General features: G+C 67.5%; 12 protein-coding genes and 1 riboswitch. Of the genes, 8 read left to right on the forward strand and 4 right to left on the reverse strand.

All coding sequences use genetic code 11. The features are described from left to right. Positions 1 to 112: 112 nt before the first annotated feature. Positions 113 to 736, reverse strand: a complete 624-nt coding sequence (locus tag ABZS43_RS16955; protein ID WP_355036822.1) for a TetR/AcrR family transcriptional regulator — start codon at positions 734 to 736, stop codon at positions 113 to 115. A gap of 163 nt (positions 737 to 899) precedes the next feature. On the opposite strand from ABZS43_RS16955, the gene ABZS43_RS16960 reads away from it, so the two are divergent. The 4 genes from ABZS43_RS16960 to ABZS43_RS16975 all read left to right on the forward strand — a co-directional run bounded on the left by ABZS43_RS16960 (position 900) and on the right by ABZS43_RS16975 (position 8,862). After that, a complete protein-coding gene (locus tag ABZS43_RS16960) occupies positions 900 to 1,580 on the forward strand; it encodes a methyltransferase domain-containing protein (RefSeq protein WP_355036823.1) in 681 nt (226 codons plus the stop codon). A 174-nt stretch (positions 1,581 to 1,754) separates the two neighbouring features. Then, positions 1,755 to 2,039, forward strand: a complete 285-nt coding sequence (locus ABZS43_RS16965) for an acyl carrier protein (RefSeq protein WP_355036824.1) — start codon at positions 1,755 to 1,757, stop codon at positions 2,037 to 2,039. Beyond that, on the forward strand, positions 2,036 to 7,144 hold the full coding sequence (locus tag ABZS43_RS16970) for an SDR family NAD(P)-dependent oxidoreductase (RefSeq protein WP_355036825.1): 5,109 nt from the start codon (positions 2,036 to 2,038) through the stop codon (positions 7,142 to 7,144). The genes ABZS43_RS16965 and ABZS43_RS16970 overlap by 4 nt, the downstream gene beginning before the upstream one ends. Then, the gene (locus ABZS43_RS16975; RefSeq protein WP_355036826.1) at positions 7,141 to 8,862 is read left to right on the forward strand and encodes a fatty acyl-AMP ligase; all 1,722 of its coding nucleotides are present in this window, start codon (positions 7,141 to 7,143) and stop codon (positions 8,860 to 8,862) included. Before ABZS43_RS16970 ends, ABZS43_RS16975 begins: the two co-directional genes overlap by 4 nt. A 42-nt stretch (positions 8,863 to 8,904) precedes the next feature. Here the strand turns inward: ABZS43_RS16975 and ABZS43_RS16980 are convergent, their stop codons facing one another. The 3 genes from ABZS43_RS16980 to ABZS43_RS16990 all read right to left on the reverse strand — a co-directional run bounded on the left by ABZS43_RS16980 (position 8,905) and on the right by ABZS43_RS16990 (position 10,611). Beyond that, entirely contained in the window at positions 8,905 to 9,270 is a 366-nt protein-coding gene (locus tag ABZS43_RS16980; RefSeq protein WP_355036827.1) for an RNA-binding S4 domain-containing protein, read from the reverse strand. A 42-nt stretch (positions 9,271 to 9,312) separates the two neighbouring features. After that, entirely contained in the window at positions 9,313 to 9,861 is a 549-nt protein-coding gene (locus ABZS43_RS16985; RefSeq protein WP_355036828.1) for an NlpC/P60 family protein, read from the reverse strand. A gap of 126 nt (positions 9,862 to 9,987) precedes the next feature. Beyond that, positions 9,988 to 10,159: riboswitch (cyclic di-AMP (ydaO/yuaA leader) on the reverse strand. Between the two features lie 200 nt (positions 10,160 to 10,359). Next, positions 10,360 to 10,611, reverse strand: a complete 252-nt coding sequence (locus tag ABZS43_RS16990; protein WP_355036829.1) for a hypothetical protein — start codon at positions 10,609 to 10,611, stop codon at positions 10,360 to 10,362. Positions 10,612 to 10,763: 152 nt separating this feature from the next. On the opposite strand from ABZS43_RS16990, the gene ABZS43_RS16995 reads away from it, so the two are divergent. From ABZS43_RS16995 to ABZS43_RS17010, 4 genes are all read left to right on the forward strand, one after another. After that, positions 10,764 to 11,945, forward strand: a complete 1,182-nt coding sequence (locus tag ABZS43_RS16995) for an ATP-binding protein (RefSeq protein WP_355036830.1) — start codon at positions 10,764 to 10,766, stop codon at positions 11,943 to 11,945. A gap of 143 nt (positions 11,946 to 12,088) precedes the next feature. After that, a complete protein-coding gene (locus tag ABZS43_RS17000) occupies positions 12,089 to 14,038 on the forward strand; it encodes an acyl-CoA dehydrogenase family protein (protein WP_355036831.1) in 1,950 nt (649 codons plus the stop codon). A 480-nt stretch (positions 14,039 to 14,518) separates the two neighbouring features. Next, positions 14,519 to 15,484, forward strand: a complete 966-nt coding sequence (locus ABZS43_RS17005) for an alpha/beta hydrolase (RefSeq protein WP_355036832.1) — start codon at positions 14,519 to 14,521, stop codon at positions 15,482 to 15,484. A 300-nt stretch (positions 15,485 to 15,784) separates the two neighbouring features. After that, on the forward strand, positions 15,785 to 16,072 hold the full coding sequence (locus tag ABZS43_RS17010; RefSeq protein WP_355036833.1) for a hypothetical protein: 288 nt from the start codon (positions 15,785 to 15,787) through the stop codon (positions 16,070 to 16,072). Positions 16,073 to 16,108 lie beyond the last annotated feature (36 nt).

Here is a 16,108-nt window from a genome sequence, read left to right on the forward strand (position 1 = left end):
GGATGCGTCAGGATCGCCGCCATGGTGATCCGACGCATTCGCGCCGCCGTGCCCGCACGGTACCGGCGGGTGAATGTCATCCGGCCCGAGAGGTTTCCGGTGGGGTGATCCGTCAGCCGGTGGGGCGGCCCAGTGCGGGCTCCTCGTGTTCGCCCTTGCGCACCAGGTGATCCAAACCGGGCGCGACGAGATCCTCCAGTCGACGATAGGCGTCGGCGGCCGACAGCGGCGGGTCGGAGTCGGCGATCATCCCGAGCAGTCCGACGATGCCCCAGGACAGAAAGGTGAGGGGGACCGCGAGCGCCTCCTCGTCGACGTCGAAGGTGTCGGTCAGTCGCTCGGCCAGGATTTTGGCCACCATGCCCCGGGTGGCGCGCAGCAGCACCGCATTGGCTTTGCGGCCGAGCAAGGCGCGATAGACCTCCGGATTCTCCGCGGCCAGTCCGAAGAGGGTGTAGACGGGGGCGAGCGGGGCCGAGAGCGGGGGCGCGGCAGGATCGTCCGGATCGGGGCGAGCGGCCATGATGCTCGCGCGAAGATATTCGGTGCTGCTGACCAGCAGCAGATCATCTTTGTCGCGGAAGTGGGCGTAGAAGGTGGAGCGGCCGACATCGGCGCGTTCCAAGATGTCGCTGACCGAGATCCGTTCGTATCCGCGTTCGAGCATGAGCCCGATCAACGCCTGGTGCAGGAGATTTCTGGTGCGCCGGACGCGACGATCCGTGCCCTTGTTCATCGTGTCGTTCCCGAATGCGGTGGTTGCGCGAGCGGTGGCTGCGCGAGCGGTGGTGCCGAATACATGAATCCTCCGGACAAAGCCGACGGAACCGTCCCGAACGGCACACTTTCCGCCACTTTGCTCCTGGTCGAGCCAGTGATACCCCCACGATCATGAACATATGACCGGAAACAGACAACAGTTCGGCACAGTGACGTCGGGTACAACCTCCGATACCGGTGTACTCATCACCAAACCCCGTGGTTATCGCGTCTTCAAATCTCTGTTCCTCCTCGGGCGCGCAGGGGCCATGAACACCGCGCTGGTGCGCGAGAGCGGTCTCGCGCCCGGCGAGGACGTCCTCGATATCGGCTGCGGACCCGGCGATCTCGTCCGCGTCATGGCCGACCGCGTCGGACCGGACGGTTCGGCGACCGGCGTCGACCCCTCACCCCCGATGATCGAATACGCGACGGCGCGATCGATACCAAGCTGCCGATTCGAGGTGTGCGCCGCCCAGTCCCTGACCGCGCCCGACTCCGCCTACGACCTGGTGACCTGCACCTTCGTCATGCACCACATCCCCGAACAGCATCGTCGCGCCGCACTCGCCCATATGTACCGGGTGCTGCGCCCCGGCGGACGCCTCCTGCTCGCCGACACCTACCCCGGTGGACGCCTGCGCGTGGCGGTCGGCCTCATGTCCCGATTCGCCGCCCGCCGAACCGATGACCGCACCGAAGATCCGCTCGCCGCCATCGATATCCGTCGCTACCGAGAACTCCTGCGGGAATCGGGTTTCCACACCGTCGACTTCACCCGGCTCGGCTCGGTCGCCGGGGTGCTCGTCGCCACCAAGTAGGCGCGAGATTCGGCGATCGATACGGACGGGCGCTCCTACGCCGACGCGATTCGCCTGAAAGGAGCAGGCGGACAGCACAAACGGCATTCCTCTTCCGCCCCGCGATTACGGCATAATCGCAGGGGTACCGCTCCCGGGCTCCTCGGCCCGAGCGAGGCGGAGAGGGAGGACGCGATGCGGCCCGGTCTGCCGGATGGGCACAGTGGTGTGAACGGTCAGGAGCTGAGTCGACGGGCGACTCTGCTATCGGCCGCCGTCGCCGCTGTCGCCGACCTACTCGGGGTCGCCCCCGAGATGGTCGCCACCGGTGTGCCGTTCAGCGATCTCGGGTTGAGTTCCATCCAACTCGCCCGGCTGACGGCAAGCCTGGAGGACGCCATGGGTGTCGAGGTGTCGCTGACCGCCCTCTACGACCACCCCGATATCGAGCAGCTTGTCGAGCATCTCACGATGCGATGACCACCGCCGACCCTCTCCTCCCGCCGTATCGGCCGATCTCGATCGTCGGGATGGCGTGCCGATTGCCCGGCGCGGACGGCCTCGACGAGTTCTGGGATCTGCTGTGCGCGGGCCGCGATGCCACCGGCGAGCCGCCCGTCGGCCGATCCGTCACTCGTCGCGCCGGATATCTGACCGACATCGACGGGTTCGACAACGACTGGTTCGCGATATCCACCCGCGAGGCCGCGGTGATGGATCCGCAGCAGCGGCTCGCGCTGGAAGTCGCCGTCGAGGCGATCGATGACGCGGGCATCGGATATCGGGTGCGCGGCTCGGGCGCCGCGGTGGTGTTCGGCGCCTGCGGTTACGACCACGGCGTCACCGTGCTCGGATCAGGCGGACGCGACGCACCGTACGCGGTCACCGGTTCGGCGCTCAGCATCATCGCCAACCGGTTGTCCTACGTCCTCGATCTGCGCGGACCGAGCCTGGTGGTGGACAGCGCGTGCTCGTCCTCACTGGCGGCGGTCGACGTCGCGCTGCGCGTGCTCGCCGACGAGACGGTGCCGTTCGCGATCGTCGGCGGAGTCAACCTGACGCTGCTGCCGCACACCTCCGATTACCTCGCCGAGAGCGGATTCCTGGCCGAGGACGGCCGGTGCAAACCCTTCGACGCGGCGGCCGACGGCTACACCCGCAGCGACGGTTGCGGGGTGATCGTGCTGCGGCGTACCGCTGACGCGCGGCGCGCGGGCGAACGGATATACGCGGAGATCGCGGGCGCGGCCGTCGGCTCGGACGGACGTTCCAACGGCCTCTACGCGCCCAATGGCCTGGCCCAGCAGGACACCATCCGAACCGCCTGGTCGCGCGCCGGACTCGATCCGCGAACCGCCGGGTATATCGAATGCCACGGCACCGGAACCGCTCTGGGCGACGCGGTGGAGGTCGGGGCACTCGCCACGGTGCTCGCCGCCGACGCCACCGATGCCGAACCGATCTGGATCGGCTCGCTGAAATCCAACCTCGGCCATCTCGAGGCGGCTGCGGGAGTGACCGGGCTGATCAAGACCGCGCTGTCGATCCATCACGCGACGATCGCGCCGACCATCCTTTTCACCACTGAGAGTCCCCTGTTGAAGCTGGCCGAACGGGGACTTCGGGTGCCGACCGAACCGGTCGACTGGAGTGCGACGCCGAGCACGGGACGTCACGCGGGCGTCAGCTCCTTCGGCTTCGGCGGGACGAATGCGCACGTGGTACTGCGCGGTGTCACGGCGGTCGCGCACCACCGGGATTCGGCGGCTCCGGTGCCGATACCGGTGACCGGGCGCGATATCGCCGAACTCCGCGCACGGGCGGCGGAGTTCTCCGAGCGGTTCGACACCGGGCCACACGACCCGCCGATCGCCGCGGGCGACGACACCGCCGAGGTATCGGCGGGCGAACAGGCCGAGATCTGGTCGGCCCTGCGCGGGCTGGCCGTCGCCTCGGCCCGCTCGCTGCCGGAGGCCGCGCGGGCGGTGGTCCTCGCGCACAGCGGTACGGAGGCTCGCGAGCGGCTGCGCGCGCTGGCCGAAGGGGATTCGCATTCCGGTGTTGTCGGACCGAGTTCGACGCGGCGTCGCGGTGGGGTGCTTTTCCTGTTCTCCGGTCAGGGCGGTCAACATCCGAGAATGGGCAGGTCGCTTGCCGCGCGCTGGCCGGTTTTCGCGCACGCCGTGACGGCGGCGGCCGATGCCATCGTCGCCGCGGGCGGGCCGCGGGTGTGGACGCCGCGACACGGATTCGCGGTCGGTGACGACGCCACGGAACTGGTTCAGCCCGCGATCTTCGCGTATCAGATCGCGTTGGCGGAGTTGTTCGCCGCGTGGGGTATCCGGCCGGACGCGATCGTCGGGCACAGTCTCGGTGAGATGGCCGGTGCGGTGAGCGGCGGCGCGCTATCGCTCGCCGAGGCCGCGCATATCGCGGTGCGACGCAGCCGCGCACTCGGCGTACTCGACGGACAGGGCGCGATGGCGTTGCTGGAGGCGGCGCCGGACGAGGCGGCGCAACTGGTGGAGCCGATGCGGGCTTCGGTGGGTATCGCCGCGATCAACGGTCCGCGCTCGGTGGTGGTGTCGGGCGTGCCGCGCTATGTCGACGCCGTGGTGCGCCGGGCCAAGCGCCGCGATATGTTCGCCCAGCGCATCGCCGTGGATTTCGCCGCGCACAGTCCGCAGGTCACCCCGATCCTGCCCGAATTCCTCGACGCCCTGGCCGGACTCGCGTCACGGCCACCGCACACCCGGCTCTACTCCACCGCGCGACGCGGCGTTGTCGTCGAATCCGCGGAACTGACCGCCGAGTACTGGGCCGAGAATGTCGCGGGGACTGTCGAACTCGGCGCGGCGCTGGAGCGTGCGGCGGCCGACGGGTTCGCGAGCGTCGTGGAGATCTCGCCGCATCCCGTCCTGATCCCGTCGGTGCGGGAGTACGCGGCATTCCGCGAGTCGGCGTATCCGGGGGCGACCCGCGCGGACGAGGCAGGCACTTTCCTCGACAGTATCGCGCGGCTGCATACCGAAGGGCGTCCGGTGAACTGGTCCGCGCTCGGCCCCTTCACCGGGCCGGCGTACCGACGCCGTTGGCATAGAAACCGGTTCGCGCCGATAGCGCCCGCCGATCCGCATCCGTCGATTCCCGAATTCGTCTCCGACGCATTGGACGATCACGTGATACGCGGGAGCGCGACCGTCCCCGCCGTGTACTGGTTGCGCAGGCTGCTACATCTCGTCGGCGCCGAATTCGCCACCATGGTCGCCGATTTCGTCGTCGACGAGATGACCGAGGTCAGCGCGCTGTCCCGGATCGGCTACGACGGAGACGGCGGCACGGGCGCACTGCGGGTACTGGCCGACGGGTCGGTGACGGTGGCCTCGGCGCGGCCGGACGGGCACCCCTCACCCGCGGATATCGTCGCCTGGATGCGCCTGGCCGATGCCAATCGCGCGGTCCGCCACCAGATGCACGCTCTCGAAGCGGGCTATTTCTACGCCCAATTGCGGAGCAGGCGACTGGAATACGGGCCTCGATTCCGGCCGCTGCGCCGGATCGCCATCGCAGCCGGTCGGGCGCTCGGCACCTTCGAGGACGCCGAATTGCACAGCACCGCCACGCTGGACGGCTGCCTCCACCTGCTGGCCGCCGCCTGCTACGACGATCTGCCGGACGAGGCCGTTCCCCTGCCGATCGGCATCCGGTCGGCCTGGGTTTCCGCCGAGCCCGATCGGGTGGTGGTGGAGGGTCACGCGCTGATCCGGGAACGTTCCAACGACGGATTGGTCGGCGATATCGTCGCCACCGATCAGCACGGCGCACCCGTACTCGCGCTATCCGGTGTGCGAATCCGGTTCACGGAGCACATCTCTCGTACACCATGGCCGTCGGCGGTGACCGAGGGTTCCCCACTCGGTCCCGGTGTCGCGTTCCGTCACGAGACATGGCAGCCACTGCATCCGGAGGCGATCGGTCGCCCGAATGCCGACGCACGACCGCGCCACGCCCGACGCGCCCTCGTCGTCGGCGAGTCCGAACTCGCGACCCGGCTCGCGCGGGTACTCGAGGAGATGGCGCCGACCGAGCGTGTCGCACGCGAACCCGACACCGCCGCGGCGGTCGTCGCCTCGGCCCTGTTCCGGCGCGCGGCTACCGAACGTACGGCCGTGGTGCTGGTGTGGCCGGGCGGGTCCGAGGTAGCCGGTATTCCGGTGACCGCTGTCGCCCGGGTACTCGAGTTGCTCCAGCACGTGCAATCCCACGACGCGACCGCGTCGTTGACCGTTGTCCTGCCCGTCGGCTCCGACCCGGCGGCGCATGCGACAGCGGGTCTGATCCGCTCGCTGCAACTGGAATCCGGCCGTGCGATCCGGCTGGTGTGGGCCGACCATGATGCCGGGAACGTGGCAGTGCTCGCCGGGGTCGTCACCGCCGAACCGGACATCGCGCTGCCCGAGGAGATCCGGGTCACCGGCGCCGATGTCGCGATCCGCCGGTTCACCGTCGCGAACGCGAGTACCGCGCCGCCCCCGATCGACCCGCACGGCACCTATGTGGTGACCGGCGGCCTCGGGGCGCTCGGAGCGATGGCGGTGCGGTGGCTGCTCGAGGCGGGCGCGCACGACGTCGTGGTGCTGACCAGGTCGCCCCGCCCGGTTCCCCCGGTGCTGGAGGGGTGGGAGGACCGGATCGTCGTGGTGCGCTGCGACGCCGCCGATCGCAGCGATCTGTCCAACGCCCTCAGTGATATCCGTGAATGCGGTTCCACCATCCGCGGTGTCGTCCATGCCGCGGGCACGCTGGAGGACGCGGTTTTCGACGACATCAGCGCGGACCAGCTCGCCAGGATGTCCGCGCCGAAGATCGGCGCCGCCGCCGATCTCATCGAACTCACCGCGACCGACCCGATCGATTTCGCGCTGCTGTTCTCCTCCGCCACCGGAGCGCTCGGCGCGCCGGGGCAGGCCGCCTACGCCTCGGCCAACGCGGCCATGGACGCGCTCGCCGCCGCGTCCGGGCGGCGCGTCATCAGTATCGGCTGGGGGGTCTGGGCATCGGGGCTGGCCGAGACGGCAGGCGGGGCGATACATCTGCGCAGAGCGGGGATCGCGGCACTCGACCCGGCGCGCGGCGCGGAAATGCTCACTCGCGCATTGCGCCACACCGAGCCCTACCTACTCGCGGTCGACTACGCACCGACCTCCGATAGTGCGCCGGTGGCGAACAGGCTGCGCAATCTCCTGTCGCCGGGGCGTGATGCAGCGACGCCGGTCCTGGCGAGTGCACCGCCGGTGGCCGGGCCGTCGCCGTTCGGTCCGCACGCACCGGAGCCGCTGACCGCGACCATTCGTCGTGTACTCGCCGCCACCGTCGGCATCCCCGCCGAATCCATCCCGCCGGCCGCCGATTTCAACGATCTCGGGCTGAGTTCGCTGCTCGCCATCGAATTGCGCCGCGCCCTGGAGACCCGGCTGAGCATTGCCATCTCGACCGCCGAAGTCTTCCGGCACCCGACCGTCGCCGCACTCGCCGCGGCATTGGCCGATCGGGTCGCCGCCGCCCGTTCCGGTGAGGCGTCATGACAGCGGCCGACCATCTGGCCGCCAGGGTCGAGGGCTGGGCGCGAACAAGACCGGACGAGCGCGCCTTCACCGAATTGCGCTATCGCGGCGCACAGTGCACGCCGATCACGATGACCTATGCCCAGTTGCACCGTGCGGCCGGTGCGCTGGCGCAGCGGCTACGACTGGTAAGCGAGCCGGGCGATCGGGTGGCGATCCTGTGCGGGCACGGACTCGATTATGTGGCCGCGTTCCTGGCCTGCCTCTACAGCGACCGGGTGGCGGTACCGCTGTTCCCGGTGACGGGCAGCCGCAATACCGCACGCCTGGACGATGTGCTCGCCGATGCGACACCGGCCATAGGTCTGATCTCCGGGGCCGATGCGGTGACCGGCCCCGCTCTCGGCGACGCGGTCGGACAGATGCTGAGCCTGCCGCTCGATATCACCGCGTCCGGCGCGGACGAACCTGTCATCGACACTCCCGGTACGGAACTCGCCTACCTGCAATACACCTCCGGCTCCACGAAAACCCCTGCGGGCGTGCGTATCACCCACGTCAATCTGGTCACGGCGCTGAACCAGTTGCGTGGGGCGATTCCCGCGACCCGCGATAAGCCGATCGTGACCTGGTTGCCCTTCTTCCACGATATGGGCCTGGTACTCGCGCTCTCGCTGCCGCTGTATTCCGGGGTGCACGGCGTAACGCTGGCTCCGCAGGATTTCGTCAAACGTCCGATCCGCTGGCTGCGCGCCTGCGACGAGTATGGCGCCGGCACCACCGGCAGCCCCAATTTCGGTCTTTCCCTCGCCGTTACGGCGACTACGGAGCACGAACGCGCCGGTCTGGACCTCTCCGAACTCGATGTGCTGCTCAATGGCGCCGAACCCATTCGCGCCGAGGCGCTTTCGGAGTTCACCCGTATATTCGCCGCGCACGGATTCCGGCACAGCGCCCATACCCCCGGCTACGGACTGGCCGAGGCGACCCTCTCGGTCACCATCGCAGGTCAGGACGACGAACCGATGTCGCACCGATTCGAGCGCACCGCGTTGACTCGGGGCCGGGCCGAACCACTACCGGCGGGTGCGCGGGTGGATTCGGGTATCGCGCTGGTCGGCTGCGGTTTTCCCGCCGGCCAGCGGGTGGCGATCGTCGATCCGGTCGCGCGGATCGAACGGACGGACGGCGCGATCGGGGAGATCTGGGTGTCGGGCGCGAATGTGGGCGCGGGATACCACGAGAATCCCGCCGCGACCGCCGACAGCTTCGGCGCCACTCTGACCGGCAGTGGCGAACGCTGGCTACGCACCGGCGACCTCGGATTCCTGTTCGACGGTCAGCTGTACATCACGGGCAGGCATAAGGATCTGATCGTCGTCGACGGACGTAACCACTATCCGTCCGATATCGAAGCGACAGCAGGGGCCGCCGCGCCCGAGGTACGCGCCGGGCATATCACCGCCTTCGGTCACGACGACGGACGGCGCGAGGATCTGGTGATCGTCGCCGAGCTGACCGCAGGGGATCTGCCTGACCCGACCGCCGTCGCGCGGCGCATCCGCACCGCGGTCGCCACCGCGCACGACGTGATGCCGGGGACGGTGGTGCTGGTCGAGCCGGGTCGGATTCCCAAGACCTCCAGCGGCAAAGTGCGGCGCGGCGAATGTCGCGCGCTGTATGGATCGGGACGACTGCCGCGACTCGCCGTCATCGGCAGGAATCCACCTTCCCGCTGACGCGAGCCGGATCGCCGCGGGCACCGACGATTCGGCCGAGATCTAGTCCTCCGGTGGGACGTCGCGACCGAGGAGACGGTCGGTTTCGCGACGTTCACGTTTGGTAGGTCGGCCGGAACCGCGGTCACGACGAGGCATGGTCGCAAGTATTTCGCGTGACGGCGGCGGTGGACTGCGGTCGATCAGGCATTGCGCGGCGATGGGCGCGCTGACGCGTTTGGTGACGATGCGCTCCACGATCACGATGCGCTCGACACCTCCCGCACGGATCCGCACTTCGTCACCGAGGCGTACCGGCTGAGCGGGTTTCGCCGCGGCGCCATTGACGCGGACATGTCCACCCCGGCAAGCCTCGGCGGCTGCGGATCTCGTCTTGAACAGGCGCACCGACCAGGTCCACGAATCCACTCGGGCCTGGGTCGGAGAAGCCTGTTCGGCGGGGGTCACCCCTTAGGCGGCAACGCGACGCGCGGTGACCACGTCGTCGGCACGCAGCGTGGTGTACGACACCGGCGTACCCGACTGGACGGCATTGAGCAGCTTGCCGTCGCCCGCGTAGATGCCGACGTGACCGCCGCCGTTGGTGATGACGATGTCACCGGGCTGCAGGTTGTTGAAGGCAACGGGGGCACCGACATGCGACTGCTCGAAGCTGGTGCGGGGCAGTTCGACTCCGGCCTGGCGGAAAGCCCACTGCACGAGACCGGAGCAGTCGAAGCTGACCGGACCCGCGGCGCCCCAGGAGTACTGGGCGCCCACCTTGGACCGAGCGGCGTCGAGCGCCTTCTGGGCAGGCGAGTGATCTTCCATCAGGTTCGGGAACTGCAGTCCGCCCTGCGGGATCTGCGGCAGGGTGCCGAGGGAACCCTGCGGGATCGCGGGCTGCGCGGCGAGGGCCTGCGACAGCTGCTGGTTGAGTTGCTGAACCGGCGCTTCGAACTCCTGCGGTACGGGAACGTCGAAATCGCCGATGCCCGGGAGATTGATGGTTGCTGCCATCGCCGGGATCGCGGGCATCGCACCAGTAGTTGCGGCCACTGCGCCTAAGACAAGCGCACCCTTGACGGAATTCGGCAACCGAGATTCCCGCTGCAAGCTGTGTTTACCCACCGAGCTGAGTCTCCGATCTTCATACTCTCCCGCCGACCGGGTCGGCTGTGGGTTCGAGCCGAGCGGTACGGCCCTACCGCACAGGTCCACGAGACCCGTGCGGATTCCCCCCAGACGAAACCTGTGGGTTCCCGGCACGACAGCCGGAGCTGGATGGCCCCGACAGCCGATTAGGCGGTTACTCAGTGGCGCCGTTTCTCTTGCGAAGCGACAGACTCCACTAAGTCACGAGAAGATTACGACGCGGACGCGATGTTGTCCAGCGCTCAGACCAGGCTTTTCGGGGCTCTGCGAAAAATCACTGGACACGCGGCCTCGAAAGCGCGGTTCGCGCCCGGTCACGATTCGATATCGGCTGGGTGACAAGCGCTGTCGTTGGCGTGAAATCTAGTGGTCGCGTTCGGCGAGGGCGCGCTCGAGTTCGTCGATCCTGCGGCGCGCCTCGGCCAGCCCGACCTCGAGTTCGCCGAGGGCCATCACCAGCGGCCCGACCGCCAGATCGGCGACCAACTGTGGATCGTCATAGCCCTGCTCGATCGCGACGAGGATATTCGACCGGATCTGACCGGCCGTGACCGCGCCAGCCGGAACATGCCACGAGGCGACGACCTCCGCGGTCGCGTTGCCGTCCTCGGACATGACACCCCTTTCGTTCCAGCCGCCGACCCTGCCTCCGAACGGAATAAGCGTAGAGAGTTCCCCCGCGATCACCAAGCGCGAAATACCGCTTTCTATGACATGCCTTAGATTGCCCCAGATTTCGATGCCGTGACGCGCTACGGTGTCGGGGTATGGACCCCGTGCGGAATCCGTATGCCCCAGGAGCCGGACAGCGCCCGCCCGAACTGGCCGGGCGCGACAAACAACTCACCGCGTTCGACATCGTGCTCGAGCGGGTCGCCCGCGGTCGGCCGGAACGCAGCGTCATGCTCACCGGATTACGCGGTGTCGGGAAGACCGTGCTGCTCAACCAACTTCGTTCGTCGGCCGTCTCGCGTAACTGGGGGACGGGCAAGATCGAGGCGCGTCCCGATCAGGAACTGCGCAGACCGCTGTCCTCCGCGCTGCATATGGCAGCCCGCGCGATCGCGATGACGCACCGCAACCCGGAACGCGTCGACGATTTCCTCGGCATCCTCAAGGCATTCGCGCTGCGCGCCACCGCCGACAAGGGAATGCGCGAACGCTGGCAGCCCGGTATCGACGTACCCGCCGTCTCCGGTCGCGCCGATTCCGGCGATATCGAAATCGATCTGGTCGAACTACTGAAGGAGGCGGCGGCACTGGCGGGCGATGTCGGGGTCGGCATCGCGATATTCATCGATGAGATGCAGGATCTCGGCCCCGCCGATATCTCCGCGATCTGCGGAGCCTGCCACGAGTTGAGTCAGGACGCGGCGCCACTGATCGTGGTCGGCGCGGGTCTGCCCCACCTGCCTGCCGCACTCTCCGCGTCGAAAAGCTATTCGGAGCGCCTTTTCAGCTATCACCGTATCGATCGACTCGACCGCGAATCGGCGAATCAGGCGCTCATCGCTCCGGCCCAGCGCGAGGAAGTGAAATTCACCGACGCCGCGCTCGACGCGCTATACGAAAAGGCCGATGGATACCCGTATTTCGTGCAGGCGTACGGAAAGGCCGCCTGGGATCAAGCGCCCGAGAGCCCGATTACGGCCGAGGATGTCGAGGTGGCCTCCCCCTCGGCGGAGGAGGAGTTGGCGGTCGGGTTCTTCGGCTCCCGCTATGAGCGGGCGACCCCGGCCGAACGGGAGTACATGCGCGCGATGGCCGACCTGTCCGGCGACGACGGACCGGTGGCCACGGCGGCGGTGGCCCATGAACTCGGCCGCAAACCCGCGTCGCTGTCGCCCGCGAGGGACGGTTTGATCAAGAAAGGACTGATCTACTCGGCCGAACGGGGAACCATCGGCTTCACCGTGCCGCATTTCGGCCGCTATCTGCGCAGCGTGTGATCCGACGCGATAATCGCCGATCATTTGCCGATCTATCAAGATCGATAGATATCGCTAGATATCTATCGACGCAAACACCTACCGGCGGGTAACTTTTCTTCCTACACTCGAATGTGATTCCCGTCACGCTCGAGGAGGAGATCATGGCGACAGTAGCGAAAGTCCACGCCACCGAAGAACAGGCTCGTGCACTCGTCGAAGAATCGCGCGAAACCAGCTGGGTCAAACCATCCTTCGCCAAGGAGATGTTCCTCGGACGATTCCGACTCGACCTGATCCACCCCTATCCCCGGCCCGACGCCGCCGACGACGAGAAAACCGCCGCCTACCTGGCCCGGCTGCGTCCGTTCTGCGAATCCATCGACGGCGCCGTCATCGAGGAACAGGGACGCATCCCGGACGAGTACGTGAAAGGGCTGGCCGAACTCGGCTGCTTCGGCCTGAAGATCCCGGAATCGTATGGCGGACAGGGACTCTCCCAGGTCGGCTATAACCGGGCACTCATGCTCGTCGGATGCGCCCATCCCAGCCTCGGCGTCCTGCTCTCGGCGCACCAGTCCATCGGCGTGCCCGAACCGCTGAAACTGGCGGGCACCGCCGAGCAGAAGGCCGAATTCCTGCCACGCTGCGCGGCGGGCGCGGTGAGCGCGTTCCTGCTCACCGAACCCGACGTCGGTTCCGATCCCGCCCGCATGGCGAGTACCGCGACACCGATCGAGGACGGCGAAGCATACGAACTCGACGGCGTGAAGCTGTGGACTACCAACGGAGTGGTCGCGGAACTGCTCGTCGTGATGGCCCGCGTCCCCAAGAGCGAGGGGCATCGCGGGGGTATTTCGGCCTTCGTGGTCGAAGCGCAGACCCCGGGTATCACGGTGGAACGGCGCAACGCGTTCATGGGTCTGCGCGGTATCGAGAACGGGGTGACGCGGATGCACAAGGTCCGCGTGCCGAAGGGCAATCTGATCGGACGCGAGGGCGACGGCCTCAAAATCGCGCTCACCACATTGAACGCGGGCCGTCTCGCCATTCCCGCTCTGTGCACCTCGGCCGCCAAATGGTCGTTGACGATAGCCAGGCAGTGGAGCGCCGCCCGGGTGCAATGGGGCAGGCCGGTCGGCGAACACGCGGCGGTCGCCGAGAAGATCTCGTTCATCGCCGCGACTACCTACGCGCTGGAAGCGGTTCTCGACCTCTCCGCGACCATGTGCGACGAAGGCCGCAACGATATCCGCATCGAGGCGGCGCTGGCCAAACTGTGGGCGAGCGAAATGAGCTGTCGTATCGCCGACGACCTGGTGCAGATTCGCGGCGGACGCGGCTACGAGACCGCCGCCTCCCTCGCCGCCCGCGGTGAACGCGCCGTCGCCGCCGAGCAGCTGTTGCGCGATCTGCGCATCAACCGCATATTCGAGGGGTCGAGCGAGATCATGCGACTGCTGGTCGCCCGCGAGATGGCCGACGCGCATATGTCCGCGGCGGGCGCACTCGTCGACCGCAAAGCCCAATTCAAGGACAAGGCCAAGGCGGCGGTGGGCGCGGGCGGCTTCTACGCCAAATGGTTCCCGCAACTGGCCGTCGGAGCCGGCACGGTGCCGGCCGCCTACCCCGAATTCGGCCCACTCGCACGGCATCTGCGATTCGTCGAACGCAGTTCCCGCAAACAGGCCCGCGCCCTGATGTACGCGATGGCCCGCTGGCAGGCCGGTCTGGAATACCGCCAGAACTTCCTCGGCCGCATCGTCGATATCGCCGCCGAACTCTTCGCGATGTCGGCCGCGTGCGTCCGCGCCGAATCCCAGCGCGCCGCGGGCTCCCCCGACGCGCCCGCCGCCGCCGAACTGGCCGACACCTTCTGCCGCCAATCCCGCATCCGGGTCCGCACCCTCTTCGACTCGCTGTGGGACAACACCGACGACGATGACCGCACCCTCACCCGCGGTGTTCTCGACGGCCGCTACACCTGGCTGGAGGACGGAATTTTCGACCCGAGTGAAGGCACGGGGCCGTGGATCGCCGAATGGCAGATCGGACCGTCCACCGAAGCCAATCTGCTGCGCCCGTTCCTGCCGAGTACCCGAACCGGGGGGTGAAGTCGCCGTTATCCGCGGGGGTTCGGATCGCCGCTATCCGGGCCCGTCGAGCGGCGGGCGTCGGTGCCGTGCCGACGCCGTCGACGGCGTCGCCAGGTCACGTCGTTCGGTGCCCGGGAGGCAGCTCGCCGGGGACCGATTCCGAAATCTAGAGATTTCTATGGAATCTGCTCGATCAACCGATAGATAGCAATGCGCTGCCGTTGATCGGCAAATCTAGGGATATCTAGAGGATAACCTCGATTCCGCGAGAGAGTCCGAACCTCCCGACGATCGGGGAATCTAGACAAATCTAGTGTCCTACCTACTCTTTCGTAGACAACCCGAGGGAGCCGCGCGAGGCCGGGCGGGATCGACCGCGCGCATCGGTTGCGCAACGTATGCATAACGCCTGGTGTAGATAGCTAACGCAGCGGAAATGTACACCGACAACCGGGCAAGAACGCTCCGTCCAAGGGTTCATCGCGACAGGAGAAGGTCATGTCCACGACCATCGCCCGCCTGGCTGCCGACCACGATGGCCACCACGTCACGGTCACCGCCGATGACGGTGTTCCGATCTCTGTTCGCACATTCGGCGCGGACAACGCCACCCTGACCGTCGTCTTCGTGCACGGACATTGCCTGCGTATCGAATCCTGGTCCTACCTTCGCGATCACCTGCTCCGGCAGTGGGGGCCCGATACCAGGATGGTGTTCTACGACCATCGCGGTCACGGCGGCTCCGGCCTGGCCGATCCGGCGACGTACACCATCGACCAACTCGGCCACGACCTGGAGGCCGTGCTCCGCGCGGTCGCACCCACCGGGCCCATCATCCTGGTCGGACATTCGATGGGCGCGATGGTGACCCTCGCCTATGCCCGGTTGTTCCCCGAGGCGATCGGCACCCGCGTGGTCGGGGTCGGCCTGATCGCGGGCGCGGCCAACGGCGTCACCGAGGTTGGCCTCGGACGTTTCCTGCACCGGTACGCGGTGACGTCCCTGCAAGTGGCGGTGCTGCGCGCGCCGCGAGTCATGCAGGTGTCGAAGCGGATGACCCGCAGGCTCTTCGAACCGATCCTCCGGGAGGCCCAGTTCGGCTCGAGGAAGGTGAATCCGCGAATGGCCGCGGTCGCCACCGCGATGCTCAACGACACCCCGCTGCTGACGATGGCCGCCTTCCTGACCTCGCTGATGACCTTCGACGAGACCGCGACCCTGCACCGACTCGGCGCCATTCCCGCTCTCGTGCTTGCCGGTTCGGCCGATATCGTCGTCCCTTACGCCCACTCGGTGGTTCTGGCCTCCCAATTGGCCCGTTCCGAACTGGTCCGGCTCGACGGCGCGGGCCACAGCGTGATCCTGGAACGGGCCGAGGAGGTCGCGCTCTCGATCGTCGCGCTGGCGGACCGGGTCTGTGCCGCGATGACAGATCCCGGACCGGAATACGCCGCGGCGGGCTGAGGAATTCCGGAGGAATACCGCGGGAATTCCGCGCGAATCCAGTGTCGACCCGCCGGACGCGGTTGCGAGACGCGAACGGTGGGCGCAGGCTGGTCAAGGCCCCCAAAGGCGGAGGCAACATTCGGGCAAACATATCCGGTTGCTCATCGCAGAGCCTGATCCGAATTCTTTCTGTACTGTGTTGTAGATCACGTTGTGTGGTGGGTCACACGACTCGGTGTAGTACGCCCCAGGGCCGGTCCCTGATCCGGGTGGATATGGCCGGGATCGCATATCCGCCAAGGAACACAGGAGGTAACGATGACACGCAGCGATATCGCGGAACTACGCCACGCGGTCGGCCAGCTTCGGCAATCGATCGGCGCACTGCGGTCCCACTACGGCGACGCCAGAACCGTGCGCAGGCTGGAAAACGACCTCGAGCGGCTCACCCTCGATGCCGACGAGTTCGAGCAGTCCCCGCCACCGGAGGTTCCGCGCAGATCCCAGGACACGATCTACGTACCGGACAGCAAATCCGACGAGGCGGCCTGGATGGGCGCCCAGGACGAAGGTCTCGGCTTCCACTCCCGGCCCCGCACGAAGTAGCGATCCGACGGGCGACGTGACTCGCCCATCGCCACG

Origin of the sequence: Nocardia sp. NPDC005366, assembly GCF_040606855.1 — a bacterium.
In the GTDB taxonomy this organism is placed as follows: domain Bacteria; phylum Actinomycetota; class Actinomycetes; order Mycobacteriales; family Mycobacteriaceae; genus Nocardia.

Coding starts and splice junctions, on each gene's coding strand:
- ABZS43_RS17000 (WP_355036831.1), top strand. CDS start 12,089: ATGGCGACAGTAGCGAAAGTCCACGCCACCGAAGAACAGGCTCGTGCA.
- ABZS43_RS17010 (WP_355036833.1), top strand. CDS start 15,785: ATGACACGCAGCGATATCGCGGAACTACGCCACGCGGTCGGCCAGCTT.
- ABZS43_RS17005 (WP_355036832.1), top strand. CDS start 14,519: ATGTCCACGACCATCGCCCGCCTGGCTGCCGACCACGATGGCCACCAC.
- ABZS43_RS16995 (WP_355036830.1), top strand. CDS start 10,764: ATGGACCCCGTGCGGAATCCGTATGCCCCAGGAGCCGGACAGCGCCCG.
- ABZS43_RS16955 (WP_355036822.1), bottom strand. CDS start 736: ATGAACAAGGGCACGGATCGTCGCGTCCGGCGCACCAGAAATCTCCTG.
- ABZS43_RS16970 (WP_355036825.1), top strand. CDS start 2,036: ATGACCACCGCCGACCCTCTCCTCCCGCCGTATCGGCCGATCTCGATC.
- ABZS43_RS16965 (WP_355036824.1), top strand. CDS start 1,755: ATGCGGCCCGGTCTGCCGGATGGGCACAGTGGTGTGAACGGTCAGGAG.
- ABZS43_RS16990 (WP_355036829.1), bottom strand. CDS start 10,611: ATGTCCGAGGACGGCAACGCGACCGCGGAGGTCGTCGCCTCGTGGCAT.
- ABZS43_RS16975 (WP_355036826.1), top strand. CDS start 7,141: ATGACAGCGGCCGACCATCTGGCCGCCAGGGTCGAGGGCTGGGCGCGA.
- ABZS43_RS16960 (WP_355036823.1), top strand. CDS start 900: ATGACCGGAAACAGACAACAGTTCGGCACAGTGACGTCGGGTACAACC.
- ABZS43_RS16985 (WP_355036828.1), bottom strand. CDS start 9,861: ATGGCAGCAACCATCAATCTCCCGGGCATCGGCGATTTCGACGTTCCC.